The sequence below is a fragment of the Arthrobacter sp. ov118 genome (assembly GCF_900116495.1).
Taxonomy (GTDB): Bacteria; Actinomycetota; Actinomycetes; order Actinomycetales; family Micrococcaceae; genus Arthrobacter.
In genome coordinates, this window is the sequence record NZ_FPAY01000003.1 from 349,216 (window position 1) to 371,592 (window position 22,377).

At 68.4% G+C, this 22,377-nt stretch carries 22 protein-coding genes; 13 read left to right on the forward strand and 9 right to left on the reverse strand.

Annotation, left to right across the window (positions count from 1 at the left end):
* Positions 1-43: 43 nt before the first annotated feature.
* On the reverse strand, positions 44-955 hold the full coding sequence (locus BM372_RS09155) for a spermidine synthase (protein WP_090954348.1): 912 nt from the start codon (positions 953-955) through the stop codon (positions 44-46).
* Positions 956-1,142: 187 nt separating this feature from the next.
* Here BM372_RS09155 and BM372_RS09160 point away from each other — a divergent pair, with 187 nt between their 5' ends.
* Both BM372_RS09160 and ctaD read left to right on the forward strand, forming a co-directional pair.
* Positions 1,143-2,057 carry a hypothetical protein gene (locus tag BM372_RS09160; protein ID WP_177235942.1) on the forward strand — a complete coding sequence of 305 codons (915 nt, stop codon included), beginning with the start codon at positions 1,143-1,145 and terminating at the stop codon, positions 2,055-2,057.
* Positions 2,058-2,362: 305 nt separating this feature from the next.
* Complete coding sequence (ctaD, locus tag BM372_RS09165; RefSeq protein WP_090954350.1) at positions 2,363-4,093, forward strand: aa3-type cytochrome oxidase subunit I; 1,731 nt, start codon at positions 2,363-2,365, stop codon at positions 4,091-4,093.
* A gap of 99 nt (positions 4,094-4,192) precedes the next feature.
* Here the strand turns inward: ctaD and BM372_RS09170 are convergent, their stop codons facing one another.
* On the reverse strand, positions 4,193-5,497 hold the full coding sequence (locus BM372_RS09170) for an MFS transporter (RefSeq protein ID WP_090954352.1): 1,305 nt from the start codon (positions 5,495-5,497) through the stop codon (positions 4,193-4,195).
* A gap of 188 nt (positions 5,498-5,685) precedes the next feature.
* Here BM372_RS09170 and BM372_RS09175 point away from each other — a divergent pair, with 188 nt between their 5' ends.
* The 6 genes from BM372_RS09175 (at position 5,686) to BM372_RS09200 (ending at position 12,379) form a co-directional block, all read left to right on the forward strand.
* Positions 5,686-6,921, forward strand: a complete 1,236-nt coding sequence (locus BM372_RS09175) for a CaiB/BaiF CoA transferase family protein (protein WP_090954355.1) — start codon at positions 5,686-5,688, stop codon at positions 6,919-6,921.
* 2 nt (positions 6,922-6,923) lie between these two features.
* The gene (locus BM372_RS09180; RefSeq protein ID WP_090954357.1) at positions 6,924-7,799 is read left to right on the forward strand and encodes a hydroxymethylglutaryl-CoA lyase; all 876 of its coding nucleotides are present in this window, start codon (positions 6,924-6,926) and stop codon (positions 7,797-7,799) included.
* Between the two features lie 117 nt (positions 7,800-7,916).
* A complete protein-coding gene (locus tag BM372_RS09185) occupies positions 7,917-9,350 on the forward strand; it encodes a 2-hydroxycarboxylate transporter family protein (RefSeq protein ID WP_256214141.1) in 1,434 nt (477 codons plus the stop codon).
* Positions 9,351-9,440: 90 nt separating this feature from the next.
* The gene (locus BM372_RS09190) at positions 9,441-9,977 is read left to right on the forward strand and encodes a gamma carbonic anhydrase family protein (RefSeq protein ID WP_090954358.1); all 537 of its coding nucleotides are present in this window, start codon (positions 9,441-9,443) and stop codon (positions 9,975-9,977) included.
* A 37-nt stretch (positions 9,978-10,014) separates the two neighbouring features.
* Positions 10,015-11,703: a thiamine pyrophosphate-binding protein gene (locus tag BM372_RS09195; RefSeq protein WP_177235943.1), complete on the forward strand. Its 1,689-nt coding sequence runs from the start codon at positions 10,015-10,017 to the stop codon at positions 11,701-11,703.
* A 22-nt stretch (positions 11,704-11,725) separates the two neighbouring features.
* Positions 11,726-12,379: an IclR family transcriptional regulator gene (locus BM372_RS09200; RefSeq protein WP_090954362.1), complete on the forward strand. Its 654-nt coding sequence runs from the start codon at positions 11,726-11,728 to the stop codon at positions 12,377-12,379.
* A 23-nt stretch (positions 12,380-12,402) separates the two neighbouring features.
* Here the strand turns inward: BM372_RS09200 and BM372_RS09205 are convergent, their stop codons facing one another.
* On the reverse strand, positions 12,403-12,726 hold the full coding sequence (locus tag BM372_RS09205; RefSeq protein ID WP_090954364.1) for a carboxymuconolactone decarboxylase family protein: 324 nt from the start codon (positions 12,724-12,726) through the stop codon (positions 12,403-12,405).
* A gap of 165 nt (positions 12,727-12,891) precedes the next feature.
* Between BM372_RS09205 and BM372_RS09210 the strand changes: the two genes are divergently transcribed.
* From BM372_RS09210 to BM372_RS09225, 4 genes are all read left to right on the forward strand, one after another.
* Positions 12,892-13,764: a helix-turn-helix transcriptional regulator gene (locus BM372_RS09210; RefSeq protein ID WP_090954366.1), complete on the forward strand. Its 873-nt coding sequence runs from the start codon at positions 12,892-12,894 to the stop codon at positions 13,762-13,764.
* Positions 13,761-14,168: a (R)-mandelonitrile lyase gene (locus BM372_RS09215; protein ID WP_090954368.1), complete on the forward strand. Its 408-nt coding sequence runs from the start codon at positions 13,761-13,763 to the stop codon at positions 14,166-14,168. The genes BM372_RS09210 and BM372_RS09215 overlap by 4 nt, the downstream gene beginning before the upstream one ends.
* A gap of 197 nt (positions 14,169-14,365) precedes the next feature.
* Complete coding sequence (locus tag BM372_RS09220) at positions 14,366-15,394, forward strand: universal stress protein (RefSeq protein ID WP_090954370.1); 1,029 nt, start codon at positions 14,366-14,368, stop codon at positions 15,392-15,394.
* Between the two features lie 75 nt (positions 15,395-15,469).
* Positions 15,470-16,477, forward strand: coding sequence for a zinc-dependent alcohol dehydrogenase family protein (locus BM372_RS09225; RefSeq protein WP_090954372.1), 1,008 nt, complete (start codon positions 15,470-15,472; stop codon positions 16,475-16,477).
* Positions 16,478-16,546: 69 nt separating this feature from the next.
* On the opposite strand, the gene BM372_RS09230 is transcribed toward BM372_RS09225, so the two are convergent.
* From BM372_RS09230 to BM372_RS09255, 6 genes are all read right to left on the reverse strand, one after another.
* On the reverse strand, positions 16,547-16,765 hold the full coding sequence (locus tag BM372_RS09230) for a three-helix bundle dimerization domain-containing protein (protein WP_090954374.1): 219 nt from the start codon (positions 16,763-16,765) through the stop codon (positions 16,547-16,549).
* 42 nt (positions 16,766-16,807) lie between these two features.
* Positions 16,808-17,620 carry a glycosyltransferase family 2 protein gene (locus BM372_RS09235; RefSeq protein WP_090954587.1) on the reverse strand — a complete coding sequence of 271 codons (813 nt, stop codon included), beginning with the start codon at positions 17,618-17,620 and terminating at the stop codon, positions 16,808-16,810.
* 5 nt (positions 17,621-17,625) lie between these two features.
* Positions 17,626-19,101, reverse strand: a complete 1,476-nt coding sequence (locus tag BM372_RS09240; protein ID WP_090954377.1) for a bifunctional PIG-L family deacetylase/class I SAM-dependent methyltransferase — start codon at positions 19,099-19,101, stop codon at positions 17,626-17,628.
* Positions 19,095-20,240 carry an acyl-CoA dehydrogenase family protein gene (locus tag BM372_RS09245; protein WP_090954379.1) on the reverse strand — a complete coding sequence of 382 codons (1,146 nt, stop codon included), beginning with the start codon at positions 20,238-20,240 and terminating at the stop codon, positions 19,095-19,097. The genes BM372_RS09240 and BM372_RS09245 overlap by 7 nt, the downstream gene beginning before the upstream one ends.
* 187 nt (positions 20,241-20,427) lie before the next feature.
* Positions 20,428-21,105 (reverse strand): O-methyltransferase, encoded by a 678-nt coding sequence (locus BM372_RS09250; RefSeq protein WP_090954381.1) that lies wholly within the window; start codon positions 21,103-21,105, stop codon positions 20,428-20,430.
* A gap of 68 nt (positions 21,106-21,173) precedes the next feature.
* Positions 21,174-21,521, reverse strand: coding sequence for a thiamine-binding protein (locus BM372_RS09255; protein WP_090954383.1), 348 nt, complete (start codon positions 21,519-21,521; stop codon positions 21,174-21,176).
* Between the two features lie 175 nt (positions 21,522-21,696).
* Between BM372_RS09255 and BM372_RS09260 the strand changes: the two genes are divergently transcribed.
* Entirely contained in the window at positions 21,697-22,329 is a 633-nt protein-coding gene (locus BM372_RS09260) for a TetR/AcrR family transcriptional regulator (RefSeq protein WP_090954387.1), read from the forward strand.
* The last annotated feature ends 48 nt before the right edge of the window (positions 22,330-22,377 follow it).

Genomic DNA, 22,377 nt, shown 5'->3' on the forward strand with positions numbered 1-22,377 from the left:
AGGGGCTCCCAAGGGGCGGTTACGGAGCAGCCGATGAATGGGCCTACTCGGCCGGGGCCGGAACCGGGGCCTTCGGGTCGCGGCGAACGGGGGAACCTGCCGCAAACGCCCGCACTTTCGCGTCGTTCCAGATGTGAGCCGGCACCGCACCCCCTAGCAGCCGCCGCGCGAGCCCGGGGTCGTCGTCGAAGGGCAGGTCGCTGCCGGCCATGACCATGTTGCCGTAGCGGCGGCCCTTGAGCATGGCAGGATCGGCAATGATCATGGTGTGCTTGAATGAATCCGCAATCGTGGCCGCATCCTCGCGGGCGTTCTTTAGGTCCGGGGCGTCGCCGGAGTTGGCCACGTAGAGCCCGCCCGGGGCCAGCACGCGCCGGACGTGGCTGTTGAACTCCCGGGTGGTGAGCGGCCGGGGCGTCAGGGAACCGGCGAAGACGTCGCGGATGATCACGTCCCGGGTCTGCCCGGTGAGGCTCTCGGTGACCTCGCGGGCTTCCCCCACGCGCAGGCGGAGCAGGGGCGCCTTGGGCAGGTCGAACCAGCCGCGCACGTAATCGGCGAGTTTGCCGTCCAGTTCCACCACCACCTGCCGGGCGTCGGGATACGCGGCATGGAAGTAGCGGGCCAGCGAGCATGCCCCGCCGCCAAGGTGCAGGGCTCGGAGCTTGGGCTTTGATTCCCGGGGCCAGCGCGACTCCACGAGCGCCGAGATCCAGCGCATGTACTCGAAGTCGAGGAACAGCGGGTCCGCGAGGTCAATGTGCGAGCTCATGACACCGTTGATGCGCAGCAGCCAGCCGGTGGAATTGTCCTGGTCCGGGATCAGCTCACAGTCACCGGTATCGATGTAGTAGATGCCTGCGGCCGGGCCGTCGGGGCGGGAACCCTTGGGCACCTCCACGACCCCCGGTGAATTTCCGGCCGCGTTCCGGGCCGCTCTCCCCCGCTTCGCCATCAGAGATCCCCCGCCTTGTCCATGTTTCCAGCCTAGTTCACGGGGGCATCCGGCCCCGCTGGCCCCGCCCGGGCCCAAAGTGCTGAGCAGTTGGTACTTACGATCCATTAGTAATCATGCTTACTATTTAAGTCCCGGCATGGCCGGGTTGTGATCAGCAGCCGATCTTCTTGGAAAGAGAGCGAAGATGACAGAGAACGAAGTGCCCCAGCACGGGCCACACGGCACCGCGGCGAATCAGGATGCGGGCCAGACCCCCCTCCGGCCGGCATCGACGTTTCCGCGCGAGGCCGACGGCGAGATCTACAGCACCCCTGCAGGGGATGCCACCACCGCTTCGGTGACTGCCCCGCCTCTCACCTCACCCGCCGGCACCTCCACCACGGGCACCTCCACCACTGGCGCCTCCGCCGCCGAAACGGCCAGGCAGGAGGCCGCCGAAGTCTCCCGTACCGCCGCGGATTCAGCCCAGACCGTGGCCGGGACGGTACAGACCGAGGCCGCCAACGTCGCCGCCGAGGTGAAGACCAACGCCAGGGACCTTCTGTACCAGGCGAAATCCGGCCTCACCGAGCAGGCCGGCACCCAGCAGCAAAAAGCCGCCGAAGGCCTGCGCTCGATTTCTTCCCAACTTCACTCCATGGCCTCCGCCTCCGACCAGCCCGGCGTCGCCTCCGACCTCGTCCGCCAGGCGGCGGAGCGTTCCTCCGCCGTCGCCGGCTGGCTCGACAGGCGGAATCCCGACTCGCTGCTGGACGAGGTGAAATCCTTCGCGCGCCAGCGCCCCGGAACCTTCTTGCTGCTGGCGGCCGGAGCCGGGGTCCTGGCCGGCCGGCTCAGCCGCAGCCTGAGCGCGGGCGCCCCGCCTGCCGCTTCCCGCGGCACTGTTGCACGTCCGGGTGCTTACCCCGCTCCCATCCACCGGATCCCGGACACGGGGGCGGCCGTTCCGCCGCCGCAGGTTCAGTTGCCGGGCCCGGAAGTGACGACGGCGGGCCTGACCGGAACGTACCCGCCCAACCCCCTGGCAGACGAGGGCACGGAGTCCGACTCATGGCCGGCAGATCCGACGCTCGCGGAGCCTTACCGGAACGCGCAGTAGCGCGGCACGTCCGGGCCCGGCGCGTCCTGGAGGGGCACCTCCGGGAGCGTCGGCATGCCGAGCGACGGCCCCTTCGAGGGCGGTCGCCGATGACGAGCGAGTGGCCAACGGAACCAGCTGCAGGCCATGAAAACTAGCGGCATTCCAGAATGAAACCGAGGGGGCTGTTTTATTGTGCGAAGTACATACACACAGTCCCGCCAAGGGGTTAGTCTGGTGCTGTCGGTTCCTGAATCTCCTGGTTCCGGCCGCACTTAGCTCTACAAGCGGGGGGCCTGCAAGGCGATCCTCAGGAGTGGCAGACCATGTCCGGATATCAGCAATCACCAGATGTGACGGTCCGTGGAGTTCCGGCCGTGGTTCCCCGGCGCAAGGGCCGCATAGTGGTCAACTGGATCACCTCGACCGACCACAAGACCATCGGCTACATGTACCTGATCTCGTCCTTCGTGTTCTTCTGCCTCGCCGGTGTCATGGCGCTGCTGATCCGCGCCGAGCTGTTCGAGCCGGGCTTGCAGATTGTGGCGACCAAAGAGCAGTACAACCAGCTGTTCACCATGCACGGCACGGTCATGCTCCTGATGTTCGCGACGCCGCTGTTCGCCGGCTTCACGAACGTGATCATGCCCCTGCAGCTGGGTGCACCCGACGTCGCGTTCCCGCGACTGAACGCTCTGGCATTCTGGTTCTTCCTCTTCGGCTCCACGATCGCCGTGTCCGGCTTCATCACCCCGCAGGGCGCCGCGTCGTTCGGGTGGACGGCGTACGCACCGCTGTCGGACGCGACGTTCAGCCCCGGCGTGGGCGGTGACCTCTGGGTCTTCGGCCTGGCGCTCTCCGGCTTCGGCACCATCCTCGGCGCGGTCAACTTCATCACCACGATCATCTGCATGCGCGCCCCGGGCCTGACCATGTGGCGGATGCCGATCTTCACCTGGAACGCCCTCGTGACGTCCATCCTGGTCATCATGGCCTTCCCACCGCTGGCCGCCGCCCTGTTCGCCCTGGGTGCGGACCGCCGCTTTGGTGCACACATCTATGACCCGGAGAACGGCGGCGCCATTCTCTGGCAGCACCTGTTCTGGTTCTTCGGCCACCCCGAGGTGTACATCATCGCGTTGCCGTTCTTCGGCATCGTGTCCGAGATCTTCCCGGTCTTCAGCCGCAAGCCGATCTTCGGCTACAAGGGCCTGGTCTACGCAACCATTTCCATCGCCGCCCTGTCCGTGACCGTGTGGGCGCACCACATGTTTGTCACCGGCGCGGTGCTGCTGCCGTTCTTCTCCTTCATGACCATGCTGATCGCCGTTCCGACCGGCGTGAAGTTCTTCAACTGGATCGGCACGATGTGGCGGGGCTCCCTGACGTTCGAAACCCCGATGCTGTGGAGCATCGGCTTCCTGGCCACGTTCCTCTTCGGTGGCCTGACCGGCATCATCCTGGCCTCGCCGCCCCTGGACTTCCACGTCTCCGACACGTACTTTGTGGTGGCGCACTTCCACTACGTGGTGTTCGGCACCGTTGTGTTCGCCATGTTCGCTGGCTTCTACTTCTGGTGGCCCAAGTGGACCGGCAAGATGCTCAACGAGCGCCTCGGCAAGATCCAGTTCTGGATGCTGTTCCTCGGCTTCCACGGCACCTTCCTGATCCAGCACTGGCTGGGCGTCGACGGCATGCCGCGCCGCTACGCCGACTACATGCCGCAGGACAACTTCACGGGAATGAACCAGTTCTCCACCAACGCATCCTTCCTCCTCGGCGCCTCGCTGATCCCGTTCCTCTGGAACGTCTACATCACGTGGCGCAGCAACGAGCGCGTGGAAGTTGATGACCCGTGGGGCTTTGGTGCCTCGCTCGAGTGGGCCACCTCCTGCCCGCCGCCGCGCCACAACTTCACGTCCCTGCCCCGCATCCGCTCCGAACGTCCCGCCCTGGACCTGCACCACCCGGAGCTCGCGCAGAGCTACACCGCGGAATCGCCTGCGCCGGCCGCGGCAGCGCTCGGCAACGCTGACCAGCAGGACACCGCCGAGTGAAAATCGGCACCCCCAGAGCCCTTGCCCGGACCGGGCGCCGGTAGCCAGTAGCCGGTACCTTGTAGCGAAAGGTGCACTCCGGTTTGCGGGACCCAGGCCTTAGCTGACGTACCGGTTGCGGCCGGCCCGGTAGCCAAACACCGCCGCCAGCAGGCCGACCACCAGGAACAGGACACCGGCGGCGGCGAAGGAGCCCGTCGCCTGGTGCAGCTGGCCCACCATCAGTGTTCCTGTCGAGCCCAGCCCATAGCCCACGCCCTGCATCATGCCGGACAGGTGCGCGGCAGTGTGTCCGTCGCGGGTGCGCAGCATGATCATGGTGAGCGCGGCCGCGGTGAGGCTTCCCTGGCCAAGTCCAAGCAGGCCGGCCCACACCCACACCAGGTCCAGGGGGCCGAAGATGCTCAGGGCGAACCCGAAGCCGGTCATCAGCGCCACCACCGTGTTTATGGCCCGCTGGTCACGGAACCTGGCGGCAAGCGCCGGCGCAAAAAGCGACCCGAGCATCTGCAGCACGATGCATACCGACACGATCAGCCCCGCCGTCGCCCCGGCCACACCCCGCTCCCGCAGGATGGGTGCCAGCCAGGCGAACACGCTGAAGGACATCATTGCCTGCAGCACCATGAAGATGGTGACCTGCCACGCCACGGCGGAACGCCACACGTTCACGCCGCCCCGAACGGCTTGGTGCCGCACGGAGCGCGGGCGGACTGCCACGGGGAGGAACAGGAAAAGTACGACGGCGGCGGGCACCGCCCAGAACCACAAGGCCAGGGTCCACTCACCCGTAGCGGCGTAGATCGGGTAGGTGAAGCCGGCGCCGAGTGCCGCGGACGCGCAGATGGCCGTGGTGTACAGCCCGCCCATGAGGCCGAGCCGGTGCGGGAAATCGCGCTTGACCAGCCCGGGGAGCAGGACGTTGCACAAGGCGATCGCGGCCCCGCCGGCCGCCGTCCCGGCAAGGAGGGCGGGCAGATGGCTCCCGGTTCCCGGCATTCCTAGTTCCGCCGGTCGCAGCAGGAGCCCCCCGGTCAGGACCGCCATGGCACCGAGCAGGACGCGTTCGGCACCGAACCGCCGGGCCAGGACCGGGGCGAGCGGGGCAAAGACGCCCAGCAAGGTGACGGGAACAGTAGTCAGCACCGCCACCGCCCAAGCCGGAAGCGGCACTTGAGAGCTGACCTCCGGAAGCACCGCGGAGAAGCTGGAGAAGACTGTCCGCAGATTCAGCCCGATCAGCACCAGGCACAGACCCAGATAGGCAAGCTGCCGACGGCTGCCCACACGGGTGGGCTCCGGCGCGGGTAGCTCATCGATCTCGGCGTCCACCAGCGTGCCGCTCCGGGGCGTCACCACCGGCTCGCCGGGCCGCTGCTGCGCCGCGGCATCCCTAGCTTCCATTACCCGCCACCCTCACACAGTCAACATTCACAAGCTAAAGACTCACACAGTCAACGTTGGCTTTTTGCCAACCCGCCTGAGCAGACTGTTGCGCGCATCACATTACCCTGCTATCTTCTATCCGCCCAATGACAAGCTTATCCCACCCAGTGGGAACACCGGCATTCAACGACGCAGGCAGGAACGACATGACGCAGGAACTTCATCTCGAGGGCAACACCCTCCCCCTCCAAGGCATACGCGTACTGGAGCTCGGCAGCTTCATCGCGGCGCCGTTCGCAGCCCGGCTCTTTGGCGACTTCGGCGCCGAAGTCATTAAGATCGAGAAGCCCCAGGGCGGCGACGAGCTGCGCGACTGGCGCAAAACGCGCGGCACGACCTCCATGCTGTTCCGCACCATCGGCCGCAACAAGAAGTCCGTTGTTCTGGACCTGCGGTCCGAGACCGGACGCGAAGCGGCCAAAAAGATCGCAGCCCAGTGTGACGTGGTGATCGAGAACTTTCGCCCCGGCACCCTCGAGAAGTGGGGCCTGGGTCCGGACGTCCTTCAGGAACTCAACCCCGAACTGGTGATGGTGCGGATCTCTGGCTACGGCCAGACCGGTCCCTACAAGAACCGCGCAGGCTTTGGCAGTTCCGCCGAGTCCTTCGCCGGCCTGCGGTACATCACCGGCGAGCCTGACCGTCCGGCCGGCCGCGCGGCCGCCAGCATGGGTGACACCGTGGCTGGCCTCTACGGGGTTATCGGTGCCCTGATGCTCATGCTGCAGAAAGCACGCGGCGTAGAAACGGGAGGCTCCCAAGTGGTGGACGTCGCTCTTTATGAAGGCGTCTTCAGCCTGCTCGAATCCCTCGTTCCGGACTATGACGCGTACGGCATGATTCGGCAGCGGACCGGCGGCGCCCTGCCCGGCGTCGTCCCTACCGGCTCCTACCTGTGCCAGGACGACCTTGAGGTGGTCATCGGCGGAAACTCGAACTCCGTCTTCGTCCGCCTCATGCGTGCCATTGGTCGCACCGACCTCGCTGAGGACGGGACCCTGCTGACCACCGAGGCCCGCGGCGCCCGCGAGGAAGAGCTCAACGGCGCCATCTCTGCTTGGACGGGGAGCATGCCCCTCACCGAAGTGCTCGATAAGTTGGATGACGCCGGCGTACCCGCCGGTCCCGTGTACGACGCGCCCAGCATCGCCGTCGACAAGCACTACCTGGCCCGCGACATGATCCAGACCCACGAAGTGGTCATCGAAAACGAGCCGGAGCTGATCCGCTTCCCCGGCGTCGTGCCCAAGATCCCCGGCCACCAGGGCCGCGTTAGCTGGGTGGGCCCGGAGCTGGGCCAGCACACCCACGAGGTCCTGCGGGAGCTTGCCGGTATGGACGCCGACGAAATCGCCGGACTCGAACTGCAGGAGGTGCGCTGAGCATGAAGGTGGAAATTACCGATGTCTTCCTGCGCGACGGGCTGCAGGACGAATCGGTCATCGTCTCAACAGCCCACAAGCTGGAGATTGCCGCGGCCCTCACCGCAGCGGGGATCAAGCGGATTGAGGCAGCATCATTCGTCAACCCGAAGCGCGTGCCCCAGATGGCCGACGCCGCCGAGGTCATTTCATCCCTGCCGGTTCTCGCGGACGTCACCTACACGAGCCTGGCCCTGAACGGGCGGGGCATCGAACGGGCCGTCGACGCCGGCGCTACCGACATCGCGGTGGTTACCTCGGCAAGCCAGGCGCACAGCAACGCCAACGCCGGACAGGCCATCGAGGACGCCCTCGCAAGCCTCGCCTCCGCCGTGGCCCGGTTCCCCGAAACCCGCTTTGTCGCCGGCATCTCCACGGCCTTCACCTGCCCGTTCGAAGGCACCATCGACCCCGACTACCTCCTGCGCGTGGTCCGCGCCTTCAAGGACATGGGCATCCACGACGTCGGCCTGGCGGACACCCTGGGCGCCACCCCCACCAAGCAGGTCATGGCCAGCATGGAACACGTGCGCGAGGCAGAGCCGGACCTCACCTACTACCTCCACCTCCACAACGCCCACGGCCAGGCACTGGCCACCGCCAGCGCGGCCGTGGACGCCGGCATCATCCGTTTCGACGCCGCCCTGGGCGGTTACGGCGGCTGCCCCTTCGCCCCCGGCGCCCACGGCAACATCGCTACCGAGGAACTCGTCCGGCACCTGCACGACGCCGGCCATGAGACCGGCATCGACGAGGACCGCCTCGCCGACGCCGTCCGCCTCGCCCGCGACGTCGTCACGCACTCCCCAGCCGCCGGGCTGCTGGACCCCGCCCGGTAACTAATCGCCCGCTAAAGAATCGCCAGCCAAATGACCACCCGACCGACACCCAGGCAACACCCCGTCGGCCAACTCCCCACCAAGTAACAATTCCTTCTCACCGTTTTGGAGACGATGATGTCTACAAGCCCACGCACCACGGACTTCACCAGCGAACCTACGGACAACGCCATGAGCGAGACCATCCCCGGCCCCACCGGCGGCGTCGAACATCCCGTAACCCGCACCGCCGGGCCCCGCCCCGGCACCCACTACCCCGGCAAGCAGGGATTCCGCATCGCGAGCGTCCCTGCTCCCCTCTACCTCGTCCTCGCGGGCCTGGTCCTCGCGGCCGCCCTCACGGGCAACCTCCCGGACACGATGGTGGTCGGTTTTGCCACCACCATCCTCCTCGGCGGCCTCTTCATCTGGATCGGCAATCTCTTCCCCGTGGTCAGGGACTTCGGTCTCCCTACCATCCTGTGCACCTTCGTCCCCGCCACCCTGGTGTTCCTGGGGTGGATGCCGGAGAACATCGTCTCGGTGGTGAAGAACTTCGTTGACGGCCAGGGCTTCCTGGACTTCTTCGTCGTCGGCATCATCGCCGGCTCCATCCTCGGCATGCCGCGTGCGCTGCTCCTGAAGGCCGGCCCGCGTTTCGCGGTCCCCCTCATCGGCTGCCTGATCGCCACCTTCGTCCTGGTCGGGCTCATAGCAGCGCTGACAGGCTTCGGGTTCGTCGACGGCATCCTCTTCATCGCCGCGCCCATCATGGCCGGCGGCCTTGGGGTCGGCGCCCTGCCCATGTCGAAGATGTACGCCGCGGCGACCGGCGGCGACTCCGCCACCTTCATGGGTGACCTCATGTCCGCCGTCGTGATGGCCAACGTGGTCTGCATCCTCATTGCCGGCATCTACAACGGCCTCGGCAAGCGCAAGAAGCAGCTCTTCGTGGGCTTCAACGGGCACGGCCAGCTGCTGCGGATCACCGGGCGCGGCGGGGACCTCACCCTGCCGCCCAAGCGGGACACCTCCTCCTTCATTGCACTGGGCAAGGGCCTGCTGATTGCCGGCAGCCTCTTTGTCTTCGGCAACCTCGTGGCCGCCTTCATTCCGGGGCTGCACCCCTACGCCTGGACCATTATCGCCGCCGCGGTAGTGAAGATCTTCAAGCTCCTCCCCCAGGACGTGGAGGATTCAACCGCGGACTGGGGTGACCTGATTGGCGCTGTGCTGGTACCGGCCCTGCTGGTTGGCGTCAGCATCACCTACATCGACATGACGCAGGTCTTCGCCTCGCTGAGCAACCCCCTGTTCATCCTGCTCACGATCTGCACCGTCATCATCGCGACGCTGACCTCCGGTTTCCTCGGGTGGCTCGTGAAGTTCAACTTCGTCGAAGCATCCATCACGCCCGGGCTGGTCATGGCCGACACCGGAGGCAGCGGCGACGTCTCGGTGCTGAGCGCGGCCAACCGCATGCACCTCATGCCATTCGCAGCCCTCACCAACCGCCTCGGCGGAGCACTCGTCCTGTTCGTGACGTCGCTGATCGTCCCGTTCCTCAGCTAGCAGCCATCAACAGCAGGGAAGAACGACGGCGCCGCCCCACACCGGAAGCGCGGCGGCGCCGTCGTAACTCACCAACAACGAAGGACCACCTTGAGCAACAACCTCCTGGCCGTTGACGGCCGCACTCCCTCGATAGCCGGCGATGCCTGGGTAGCTCCTACAGCCACCATCGTCGGCTCCGCAACTGTTGGCGCCGGCACCGGAATCTTCTACGGGGCCGTCGTTCGGGCAGACACGGAAGACATCCTGATCGGTGCAGGCAGCAATATCCAGGACGCCGCCGTCGTGCACGCCGACCCCGGCTACCCCGCGCACATCGGCAATGGCGTCAGTGTGGGACACGGGGCTGTGCTGCATGGCTGCACTGTGGAGGACGGGGCACTCGTCGGCATGAATGCGACCGTCCTGAACGGCGCGGTGATCGGCGCAGGCTCCCTGATAGCTGCCAATGCGCTGGTCCTGGAGGGCACCGAGGTGCCGCCGGGCTCGCTCGTGGCAGGGGTCCCCGCCAAGGTGCGCCGCGCGCTCACGCCGGAGGAAATCGAGCACTGCCGACAGAACGCCGCTACCTACGTCGCGCTCAGCCGAAGGCACCGCGACGCGGCATCCCTGGTTCATTCCGCCTAACGCGGCGGGCCCCAAATTTAGGAACATGAGAAAAGCCATGACGAGTACCAGCACCGAAGTTCTGACGGACGAGGGATCCGCACTTCCGGACGAGGGCCACGTGGCCGCGACTGTCGCGGACGTGGTCGCGGAGCGGGCGGGCCATCTGTTCGGCCTGATGGGCAATGGCAACGTCCACCTGATCAGCCGGCTGACCCGCCGCGGTTTCCCCTTCACCTCGGCCCGCCACGAATCCGCCACCGTCGCGATGGCGGACGCATACTACCGGGCAACCGGGGACGTGGCGGCCGCAACCACCACCTACGGCGCCGGCTTCACCAACGCCTACACCACACTTGCCGAGGCCCGTATCGCCCGCATCCCGCTGGTTCTGGTGGTGGGAGACGCGCCCTCGAGCGGTCAGCGGCCGTTCGACATCGACCAGGCCAAGGCTGCCCAGGCAGCCGGAGTAGTCACCCTCGTGGCCGGCCCCGGCAACGCCGCCGCCATCACCCACCGCGCCTTCGACCTCGCACTGCAAACCGTCCAGCCGGTCGTGCTCGCCATTCCCTACAACCTGGCCACCGCCCCGCCCTCTGCACCGGAACCCCTCGAGCCGCTGCCTGCGAAGCCCGTCTGGCCCGCCGAGCCAGAGGACCTGGACCGGATAGCCGGCATGCTCGCCGCGGCCCGGCGGCCCCTGATCCTGGCCGGACGCGGCGTACTGCTGGCCGATGCGACCACTTCCCTGCGCGAAGTGGGCGACCGCCTCGGCGGACTCTTCATGACCTCGGTCATGGCCGCCAACGCCTTCAACAGCCCCTGGGACCTGGGCATCGCCGGCGGTTTCACCCGCCGCCACCGCCTCGACGTTGCCCGCCAGGCGGACCTCGTCCTGGTGGTGGGGGCCAGCCAGAACATCTTCCAGACACGCTACGGAACCCTATTCCCGGAGGGCACCACGATCATCCGGATCGACAATGAACCCGACACCGGCCAGCCGGCAGCGGCGGAGTATGTCCGGGCAGACATCCGCCCGTTCATCGAAGGCCTTCTCGAACGCCTCCCCCACGCAGCATCCACCTGGCGCGACACCGTCCCCGAGGTATCAGGCCCGGAGTTCCGCTCGTCCCACCCCAGCGAAGACCCTGTCGAGTTCGGTCCCGACGGCCGCCTCAACCCGCGCGCCGTCGTCGCCGCCCTGGACCAGATCCTTCCGGTTGAACGCTCCGTGGTCATGGACGGCGGCCACTTCATCGGCTGGGCACCGATGTACCTTTCCGTCCCGGACCCGCACGCCATGATCCTCGTCGGCACCGCGTTCCAGTCCATCGGACTGGGCTTCGGGTCCGCCGCCGGAGTCTCAGTAGCCCGTCCCGAGCGCACCACCGTGCTGGTCAGCGGTGACGGCGGGGGTCTGATGGGACTGGCCGACTTTGAGACGTTCCTCCGGGTCACCCGCAAGGGCGTGCTGGTGGTGCTCAATGACTCCGCCTACGGCGCAGAGCTGCACCAGTATGCCGTAAAGGGGCTGCACGATCAGGCGATGCTCATCGACGAGGTGGACTTCGCCGCCGTCGGCCGTGCCCTGGGTGCCGAGGGGACCAAGGTGTGCAGGCTGGCCGACCTGGGACAACTTCAGGACTGGCTCAGCACCCACGACGAAGGCGTCTTCGTCCTGGACGTGGCGATCTCGCAGAAGGTTGTGGCCGAATACATGACGGAGTCCGTGGCCGCCAAGGGCTAAGCGGGCATCATAGGCTGTCCACATGCCGTCTACTGACACCAACGGAAGCAACCGCACCCTCGAACGTGCCGCCGCCATTCTCGATGCGGTGGGCCGGTCCGCCGTCTCAGCCAGCGAGTTGTCCCGGCGGACCGGCCTCTCGCTGTCGACGGCCCACCGCCTGGCCCTGCAAATGGCCGACTACGGGTTCCTCCGCCGAGCCGAAAGCGGAGCGTTCAGACTGGGCGACCGGTTCGTGCGCTCATCACTGGAAAACGCCGGCGGGCCAGTCCTTCAGGACCTGCGGGACCGCACCAACGAGACCGCGCAGCTGTGGGTCCGGCGCGGAGATGAACGCGTCTGTCTCCTCAGTGCCGACAGCCGTCACGAACTCCGCGCCACCCTGCCTAGCGGTTCCAGGCTGCCCCTGCCCCACGGATCCAGCGGCCGTCTCCTTGCCGCCGACGAGGACGCCCTGGACGAACTGGCGTCAACGGGCTGGGTTGAATCAGTCGGGGCCCGCACCCCCGGGCTGGGTTCCGTCAGCGCACCCGTCCGCACCGACGAGGGAATCATCGCCGCCGTGTGCCTGGCCATGCCTCTGGCCCGGGTGTCGGAGTCCCCCGGCAAGGACTTCGGAACCTTGGTCATTAAGGCAGCCGAAAGGATCGCGGAAGCCGTGGAAAGACGAAAGTAGGCCCGGTACAAAAGTAGGGCAGGTCAGTTCTCCTTGGGGTTCGGGCCAGGTGTTGTGAAAAGGTTTTTCGCGACGGTCATCGCGGACATGGCCTTCGGCCAGCCGGCGTAGAAGGCGAGATGGGTGATGGCCTCGATGAGCTCCTGCTCGGTGAGGCCATTCTTCTTGGCGTAATCGAGGTGGAAAGTCAGCTGCTCGGTGTTGCCGCCCGCGACAAGCGACGCGACAGTGATCAGGCTGCGGTCGCGCGGTGAAAGTTCCGCTCGCTCCCACACCTGGCCGAACAGGACCTCGTTGGTGTATCCCACGAGAGCGGGTGCGAAGTCGGCAAGGGGATTCTCTGGCATGGTGGTTCTTCCTTTCAGCGGGGTCAACGCGCACGGTGGCGGCGATGACCCGGTCAGTGGGTACTACAAGCTAAACGCGTGCCTCCCGCGGCGTGGGAGACCCTGCCGATAGGTGGTACTGGCAGAGACTCCCTCAGAACCCAATGCCGCCGTAGCGTGGTCTGCATGGACAACCGCAAGGAAATCCGGGAGTTCCTCGGCACCCGGCGAGCAAAGCTCACCCCGGAGCAAACGGGCCTGCCGACGTTCGGGGGCACCCGACGCGTCCCCGGGCTGCGGCGCCAGGAGATCGCACAGCTGGCCGGCGTCTCGGTGGAGTACTACACCAAACTCGAGCGCGGCTCGCTGAACGGGGTCTCCGAAAACGTGCTCGAGTCGCTCGCGAGGGCGCTCCAGCTGAACGACGCCGAGCGCGAGCACCTGTACAACCTGGCGCGCGCCGCGTCGCCGTCCGCGCGGCCGCGGCGCCAGCCAAGCCAGGCGGTGACCCCCAGCGTGCAGCGGCTGCTGGACTCGATGGTCGGCGTGCCCGCGTTCGTCCGCAACGGCCGGCTGGACATCCTGGCGGTCAACGGCCTCGGGCGCGCCCTGTACTCCGAGGCATACGGCCAAGCCACCGCAAATGTGAACCTGGCACGTTTCGCTTTCCTCAACCACCGCTCGCATGTCCTGTACCCGGACTGGGAGAAGGCTGCCGATACTGCGGTTGCCATCCTCCACACCGAGGCCGGCCGCGACCCGTTCAACAAGTCCCTCACGGAGCTGATCGGGGAGTTGTCCACCCGGTCGGAGGACTTCCGCACCCGCTGGGCACAGCACGACGTGCGCCTCCACCGCGGAGGCTACAAGGACTTCCACCACCCTGCCGTCGGAGACCTCCACCTGGCGTTCGACGCCCTCGAGCTCCCGAACGCGCCCGGGCTCACGCTCACGGCCTACAGCGCCGACCCCGGCACCCCGTCAGAAGACGGCCTCCGGCTGCTCGCCAGCTGGGCGGCGACCGAACCAACCCGCACTACAAACAAGGAGAACGCATGAATATTGAACCGACCCGCCCCACCAGCAAGAACCCGCCGGAGCAGTTCGTCGGCGATGTATGGCTGGATCCGATCGCGCTGCCCCACGAAGCCGATCAGCGCATGGTCGTCGCAACTGTCCGCTTCGCTCCCGGCGCCCGCACGGCCTGGCACTCCCACGCCCGCGGGCAGTACCTCCGCGTCACCCAGGGCGTTGCCCGGTTCGGTGGCCGTGACGGGAAGATCATCGAGGTCCACCCCGGCCAGACCCTGTACACCCCGCCCGGCGAAGAGCACTGGCACGCCGCCGCGCCCGGCTGCTTCATGGAGCACATCGCCATGCTGGAAAACGGCGACGACCCGGCCACCACCACCAACTGGCTCGAGCACATCACTGACGACGAGTACAACGGCACCCAGCCCTGACCCGTTGGTGAACTAGCCGGAGGTGAATCGCTGACGCCGGCTAGTGCTGTGCCATGACCGGTGTCCGTGCTGGTCCCCCAAAGGCCAGGGACCGCAGACTCGCGGGACCAAAGTCCCTAGCGCGCCGGGGGCCGCCGCGTTCTACTGGGGACACCCGCGCGCTGGGGAGGGGCATGGCCGCCAACCCGGGAGGAAGCATGTCCGCACCCGCAGTGCATGAACCCGCAGTGCACGGACGCGGCACGGTGGCGGTCGGCTACGACGGGTCCGAGACCGCCCAGCAGGCCGTCAACTGGGCGGTCTCGTACGCCGCCGACGCCGGACTGAATTTACGGGTAGTCCACGCCTGGGTATGGCCCGTCTTCACCAAGAACCTGGGCCCCGTCAAAGGCGTGGCCGGAAGCGGGCTGCGGCACTCCGCCGAGACCATCCTGGCCGAGGGCGTCGAACTGGCCCGTAGCGCCGCCGCGGCGGCGTCGGGAACTAGAGCGGCCGACGTCGAGCCGCCCGCCGGATTATCGCCCGGTGAGGCCGGGCCGCAGCCCACCGCCGAAGACGGAGGCCCGGAGTTCCCCTCCCGTGGCAGGGGCTTAGGCGATGGGGCGACACGCACCGCCGGGCCCGGCACCCCGGGCGGACCGGCCGTGGAGGGCGTCATTGGAACCGGTCTGCCGGCGCCCGTATTGCGCGAAGCCAGCCGAGACGCCCGGCTGCTGGTGGTCGGAAGCCGCGGAATCGGGGCCGTGCTGGGGCCGCTGGCCGGCTCGGTCTGCCTGGAACTCGCCGGCTCAGCGCCCTGCCCGCTGATGGCCATCCGACGCCCGCGCAGCCCCGGGCGGCCCGTGGTGGTGGGCATTGATGCCTCCTCCCGGAGCCCTGGAACCCTGGCCGAGGCCGTCCGGCTCGCGGAGGTTCTCCGGGCCCCGCTGCTGCTCGTCCACGTGGACCCGTTGGGTCCCCGCGCCGCCGAAGAGCACGGCCGCCATGCTCCGCTCCATGGCCAGGAACTGTTGGACCGCGCCGTCGATGACGCCCGGAAGTCCGCTCCAGGCTTGGACATTTCCGGCCTCCTGCGAAAGGGCCATGCCGCGTCCCGGGAGTTGCTCGCCGCCGCGGCCGAAGCCGACGCGTTGGTGATCGGAACCCACAATCCGGCGGCGGGCCCCGGCAACACGGTGTCCGCGGTGCTGCACAAGGCACGCTGCAACGTCCTGATCAGCCGCTGACCTGCCGCAGGGAACCGCAGCCGCGTAACCCCCAGCAGCAGAAAACCACAGAGGACCGCAGAAAAGGAGGCCGCCGTGCGAGCCTGGCGGGTTCAACAGCCGGGACCGATCTCCAGCGGGCCCCTCGTGCCAGCCGACTGCCCGGATCCCCACCCCGGGCACGGCGAGGTCCTGCTCCGGGTCCGGGTCTGCGGCGTGTGCCGCACTGACCTGCACTTGGCCGAGGGCGACCTCGAGCCGCGCAAACCCGGCATCATTCCGGGCCACGAAGCCGTGGGCGAGGTGATCGGGCTGGGCCCGGCGGCCAGCCGGTTCAGCATCGGCGAGCGCGTCGGCGTGGCCTGGCTGGGCGGCACGTGCGGAGCCTGCCGGTTTTGCCTGCGGGGCCAGGAAAACCTATGTCTGTCCCCCACGTACACCGGCTGGGACCGCGACGGCGGCTATGCCGAGCTGGTGACAGTGGCGGAGGACTTCGCCTACCGCCTCCCCGAGGCCTTCAGCGACGAGGAGGCGGCCCCGCTGCTCTGTTCGGGCATCATCGGCTACCGGGCGCTGACCCGGGCCGAGCTTCCCATCGGCGGGCGGCTGGGCATCTACGGCTTCGGCGGCTCCGCCCACTTGGCGGCCCAGATCGCCCTCTACCGTGGAGCCCGCGTGTACGTCATGACACGGTCCGCGCAGGCCCGCCGTCTGGCCCTGGAGCTGGGCGCCACGTTTGCCGGTGCCGCCGAGGACCCGCCGCCTGAACCGCTCGACGCCGCCATCCTGTTCGCACCCGCCGGCGGCCTGGTTCCGGCGGCCCTGCGCGCCCTGGACCGGGGCGGTACGCTCGCCATCGCCGGCATCCATCTGAGCGATATTCCTCCGCTGCACTACGCCACGGAGCTTTTCGAGGAGCGCCAGCTGCGCAGCGTTACCGCCAACACCAGGGCCGACGGCGAGGAGTTCTTCCGGATCGCCGCCGAGATCCCGCTCCGTCCCACTACCGTTCCCTACCCCTTCACGGCCGCGGACCGGGCCTTGCAGGACCTTGCCGAGGACCGCATCACGGGCGCGGCGGTGCTGCACATGGAGGAGCCCTGACACCGCCCCCGTCGAAGTCGCCGGAAACGTGCGGCACCATCCGCAGGCTTCCGGCGAACTCGCCGCACCTTAGTCGGTGGCGGCGCGCAACCCGAACTCGCTTTGGAGCCGCACGCGGGCGCCTCGTTCAGCGAGGGTGGGGATGAACGTCCGGATCCGGCCGGCGTTCAGGGCATCGAATTCCTCGCCCACAACTCCCGCGATGTGCCAGCGCGGAACGTGGGGAAAGCGGGCCGCCAGGCGGTCAACAACGGGGTCGATGCCGGGTTCTTTTTCCGCACCAGTCATGCCATCAGTGTGGGGCGGCCAGGTCCGGGCGTCAACGAATCGTCAGGCGGTGGGCGGCGGCAGCGCCCGGCCCAGAGTCCGAAGGTAGGCGCCGAAGCCGTGGGGCGCCCGGGCGTGGGTCCGGCCGGACGTCATGACCCGGGTGCTGTCGGTCGCCGTGACCGTGAACGCGCGGCTGCGAAGGCCGTGGACCAATGCGCGGTCCTCCTCGGACGTGATCCGCGCGAACCCTCCGGCGGCCAGGTAGGCGGAAGCCCGGACGCCGAAATTGGCGCCGTAGATATGGGGATGGTCCTCGTGGAAGGGGTGGTGTTCCCGCCAGCGGCGGAGCAATTCCGGGTCCATTCCGGCGGGGTCCGGTTCCACGGATCCCAACACGGCATCGGCCCCGGCCTCGGCGAACTCGAGCTGGCGCACCAGCCAGTTTTCCGGCACCCGGGAATCGGCGTCGGTGTTGGCCAGCCAGGTACGGCCTGCCCAAGGCGAGGGAGTCTTACGCTGACCCGGGGGCCGCCGCCGCGCTACTCCGATGCCCGTTACTCCGATGCCCGCGGCCCGGACGCCCGCGGCCCGGCTGGCGCCGGCGCTGCGGTACCCGACGGTCAGGACGCTGACCCGCGGATCCGTGGCAGCGAAACCGGCCGCGATGTCGGCGGAGCCGTCCGTGCAGCTGTCCAGCACGACAGTCGCCCGCACGAGGACGTCGGGCCGGACCCAGTGCAGGGCGTCCGCGGACTGTTGCAGGGCCTGCAGCGCCGGCTCAAGATGCTCTTCCTCGTTGTGCGCGGGCATCACGACGACGACCCGTTCGATCCGATGTCCGCGCGGCAGCGGCAGGGCGGCCAGTGCGGCCATCCGGGTCACCGTCCCCGTGCCGGGGCAGGGGACGGTGCGGAGGACGGGGTGGCAGCGTCGGGGGCGAGGAGCACTTCCAGAACAAAATCGGGCTCCCGGTAAAGCCCGGCTCCGGCCCAGCCCAGCTGGCGGCGGGCCGCGGCGTGGACGGCGTCGCCGTCGAGCTCCCACCCGGTGACCGGGTGCCGCCAATGGCACAGCGCCAGGGTCCCGCCAGGCACGAGCGCGGCCTGGACCCGCTCGAACAGCCCGGCCAGCTCGTCCGGGGACAGGTAATAGCCCACCTCAGAGACCACGATGAGGTCGAATTGCCCGTCCGGCCACTCATGCGGGACGGTGAGGTGGCTCGTGCGCGCCGCGGGCACGTGCGCAAGCCGGGCGGCGGCCTGCGCCAGGGCGGCGCTGCTGGCGTCGACGGCGAGGAAGCTGTCGCACCGCTGCACAAGCTCCAGGCTCAGGGTCCCAATCGAGCACCCGATCTCGAGGCCCGCAGCATAGTGTTCTTCGGGCAGGGCCGCCAGGGTGAGCGCACGCTTACGCTGCTCGTACCAGCTGGTGGTGTACTCCCAGGGGTCCTCATCGCCGCGGTGGACGGCGTCAAAGATGCGTTCCGCGTCACCGGCGGTGTACCGGCGGGACCCGCCGTCGCCGCCAAAGGCGGCACCGGGAACGGACGCGGGGGCAGCCCCGGCAGGGGAATTCGCCGGATGCCAGGCGAAGGTCTCCCAGGACCGCTCGAAGTGGGCAAGGAAGGCCGGGGGCAGCAGCACCTCGTCGCCCGGCAGCTCGGAGAGCGGCTCCACCTGTGATGTATGGGCAGCCATGGCGGCGGCTTTGGCCTGCTGGTCCACCGCACCCAGCGGAAAACGCAGCCAGGAACGCCAGGCGGGATCGGTCGGCTCGGCCCACAGCCAGTACCAGATGGGGTACTCCAGCAGCCCGTATCCGCCCGCGGCGCTGACCTCGGCGGCGACGGAACCCAGTGCGTCATGGTCCGTGTGGCCATCATGCCGGTAGGGGGCGACTACGACGATGCGTTCCGGGGGCAGCCCGCCTGCCGCGGCGACAGCGCCGATTTCGGCTTGCAGCGCGGCGCGGAGTTGCTCCCGGTGGTCGGCGAGTCCGCCGTCGGGCAGCCCGAGGTACTGCCACTTGCGGTCGCCAAGGAGGCACGCCAGGCCGCCGCCGAATTCCTCCAGGCGCTGCGCGGCAAGTCGTTCCGGCGTCGTGGTGAGCGAAGCGGGGTGCGAAGCCTCGCCGGCCGTGCACAGCAGGACCCGGACGTCGGCCCCGAGGGCCTCCATGCTGGCCATGAGCCCGCCTGCCCCCAGGGTTTCGTCGTCGGGGTGGGCGGCCAGGACAATGAACGTGCGGCCGGCGAGTTCAGCGGCGTCCAGCGGAAGCTGCGGAAGTCCCGTCACCCCGCTTGCCGCCCACGCGTCCTCGCTCGTTCCGACGTCGGTGTGGCTGAAACTCACCATGGATCGTCTCCCGTCAGGGTTAAGGCGCCCAGCTGGGCGTCGTCGCGCATTGCGTGATGCTGGCCGATGTACAGCGAGAGATCCGCCATTCGCTTCCCGTATTGCTCGTCGAAGGCGAGTGGGCCGGGGCCGAGGTTCTGGTTTACGAGACTCTGGATGCGTTCGACGGCGGCAGCGACGCTTCCGCGGACGCGCAGGGCTTCCTGCCAGGCGCCCTTGCCCGCCAGCTCCCCGGAGTCGATCCTCGCCGCGGCTGCGGCCAGGTAGGCGGTCAGGGCCGCCAGGGTGCGGTCAATTTCACCGAGTTGGGCCAGAGCGATCTGGTCCGGCTCGCGTCCGCCGTCCGCGGCCTTCCGCAGCGAAGCGGTGAAGCTCCGGCCCACGGCCACGGCGCCGCCCAGCCAGCACGCGGCGACACCCATGCCGCCCCAGGCGAAGCCGGGGCGTTCGTAATACCAGCCCGGCCCGCCCAGCGGCACGGCCGGCACTGCCTCGAACTGGACGGTGCCGCTGGGAATTTCACGCAGCCCCCTGCTGGTCCACCCGGGATCCGCGACGCTCACGCCCGGGGCGGTCAGATCCACCGCGAAGGCGGCCCGTCCGCCGCCTTCCAAGTGCGCTGTCAGGACCGCATGGTCCAGCCGGGCGGCCAGCGAACACCAGGGCTTGAAGCCGTGCAGCACCCATCCGCCGGCCGTTTCCCGGGCCTCGAGCCGCAGGCCGGGGGCCTCTGCCGCGAACACGCCCCATGCACCTGAAAAGTGGCCGCCGGCGACGTTGGCGCCGTCCGAATCCGCGAAGTCCCCGTCTGCCGGCGACCCGTTGAGGGCGGCGTGGAGGCCTGGCTTGAGGCCCGCCTGGGCGAGGATGGCTGCGGCGTCAAGGTGCGGCTCCAGCACACGTCCCGCGGCGACGTCGACGGCGGTGACGGAGGCGAGGATCTCCCACAGGTAGGCGGTTCGGCCCTCTCCCGGTTTCGGCGCCGTCGCGCCTGCGGCCTTGGCCAGGTCCAGCAGCGCGGGGACATCGCCTACGGCGGCCTGCGCGGCGGACAACAGAGGACCGATCGTCTCCAGGTAGGCCGGATCGGAGCTGATCCTGACCGGCCGTGGTCGAGGGGCTGCGGGGGTCCCGTTCATGGCGGAGGTCTAGTCCCTTCGGGCCGTGCGTCTAGGTTGGGCGTGTCCACGGCCGGCAGCCGGGCCGCGAACAAGTAGATCTAAGCATACTTAGCTCTTAGGTTCCGCTGGCCGGTCCACACGCGGCCGCCGCGGTCCTGACGCGGCGCCGATCGTTCCCGCGCTGCCGTCTGAGGCCTTCCCGCGCCTACCGCACGAGCGCCAAGGCGAAGCCGTCCCAGCCCTTGGACCCCACTGTTTGGATGACGGTGCCGTCCAGCCTCGGGTCCTCGCCCATCATCTGCAGCGCGCTGACGATCCCCGGGGCGTTCTCAGGATCCATGGAGGTGTCCAGGACCGCCCCTTCCCACACCGCGTTGTCCATCACGATCGTGGTGCCGGGCCGGCCCAACCGGATGGCCCACTCGAGATACTGCGGGTCGTTTTCCTTGTCGGCGTCGATGAACACAAAGTCGAAGGGCGGACCCGACTCCTTTTCGAGGGCGTCCAGGGTGTCCACCGCGGCCCCCACCCGGATGTCCACCTTGTGGCCCAGACCGGCGTCGTCAATGTTGGTGCGCGCCACGGCGGCATGTTTGGGGAGGTATTCGCAGGTGACCAGGCGGCCGTCGTCGGGCAATCCCTGGGCCATCCAGATAGTGCTGAAGCCGGCCAAGGTGCCGATTTCCAGGACGCGCCGGGCGCCGGAGAGCTGGACCAGCAGTTTCAGCAGTTTGCCGGCGTTGGGCGCCACTTCGATAGCCGGCAGGCCGGCGTCAACGGCGGCGGTCACGGCGCGCTGGAGCCCGCGGTCCGGGCGGACCACAACTTCTGAGAGGAAGTTTTCGACGGCGACCCAGCCGGGGGTGGTCTGATGCTCGATCATGCCCCAAGTGTTCCAGCCGCCCGGCCCTGGCGGTAGCCCGGATGTTGCCGGTTCTTACTCGCCGGCCCTTACTCGGCGAGCCCGGGGCCGGCGGTCCCCTGCGCTCCGATGGCGTCCTCCAGGCGTTCCACCTTGCCGGTCAGCTCGCCGCTGTAACCGGGCCGGATGTCAGCCTTGAGGACCAGCGAGACGCGCGAACCGTAGGCGCCCACAGCGTCCGTGGCGCGTTTGACAACGTCCATCACCTCGTCCCACTCCCCTTCGATTTCGGTGAACATGGAACTTGTCCGGTTGGGCAAGCCGGACTCCCGAACGATCCGCACGGCGGCGGCGACGGCGTCGTGGACTGAAGCGTCGCCAGGCGCCTGGCCATTGGCCGGGTCACCGGAGGGCGCTACGGAGAATGCGACGAGCATGGGGTGATTCCCTTCAATGGTCCGGACAGCCGGTCGGAAATTCCGTGCCGTCGCGCATCAGTCTTTCACGGGCTTTCCGCCGCCGCGGCCCCTGGATGCGCGCCGATAAGTGTCATATAAGGCACTACCCGCCGGTAACCGGTTCGTCGGCCCCGAGCGTTGCTACCCTAGGCAAATGAACCGGGCAGTAGACCGCAGGCCGCTTCGCGCCGACGCCGCGCGCAACGTGGACAAAATCATCTCCGCGGCCCGGCAGTGCTTCCGCGAACACGGCCCCGAAGTGCCGTTGCAGACCATCGCCGTCACCGCCGGGGTGGGCCCGGCCACCCTGTTCCGCAACTTCGCGGACAAGGAAGAACTCGTCCTCGCGGCCCTGAACCGGCAGCTTCAGCTCCACGTGGATCCCGCCATTGACGATGCACTGGACGATCCCGACGCCGCTGCCGGGCTCTTCCGGGTCGTCGACGCGATGATGCGGGTCGCCAGCGAGGAAGCCAACCTCCTGGGCGCGGTCGCCGGTCGGCGCGGGCTGCTGGCCGGGATCACCGGGGGCCTGATCGAATCCATCGCCGTGCTGCTGGGCCGCGGGCAGGGACAGGGCACGCTGCGCAGCGATATTTCCATGACGGACATGATCCGCCTGCTGGCCATGCTGATCGGAGCAGTGGACACCATGGAGGCGGGCTCCGACGCGTGGCGGCGTCCCGTGGCGCTGGTCGAGGACGCTATCCGGACGGAGCGGCCGAACCGGGCACTGCCGCCCCAGGCGCCGCTGCCGGGCACCTCGTTCGACGCAGTTCTTGGCTAGGCGGCAGATTCCAGCCATGGGGTGGGTGCTGTAAAGGCCCCACCGGGC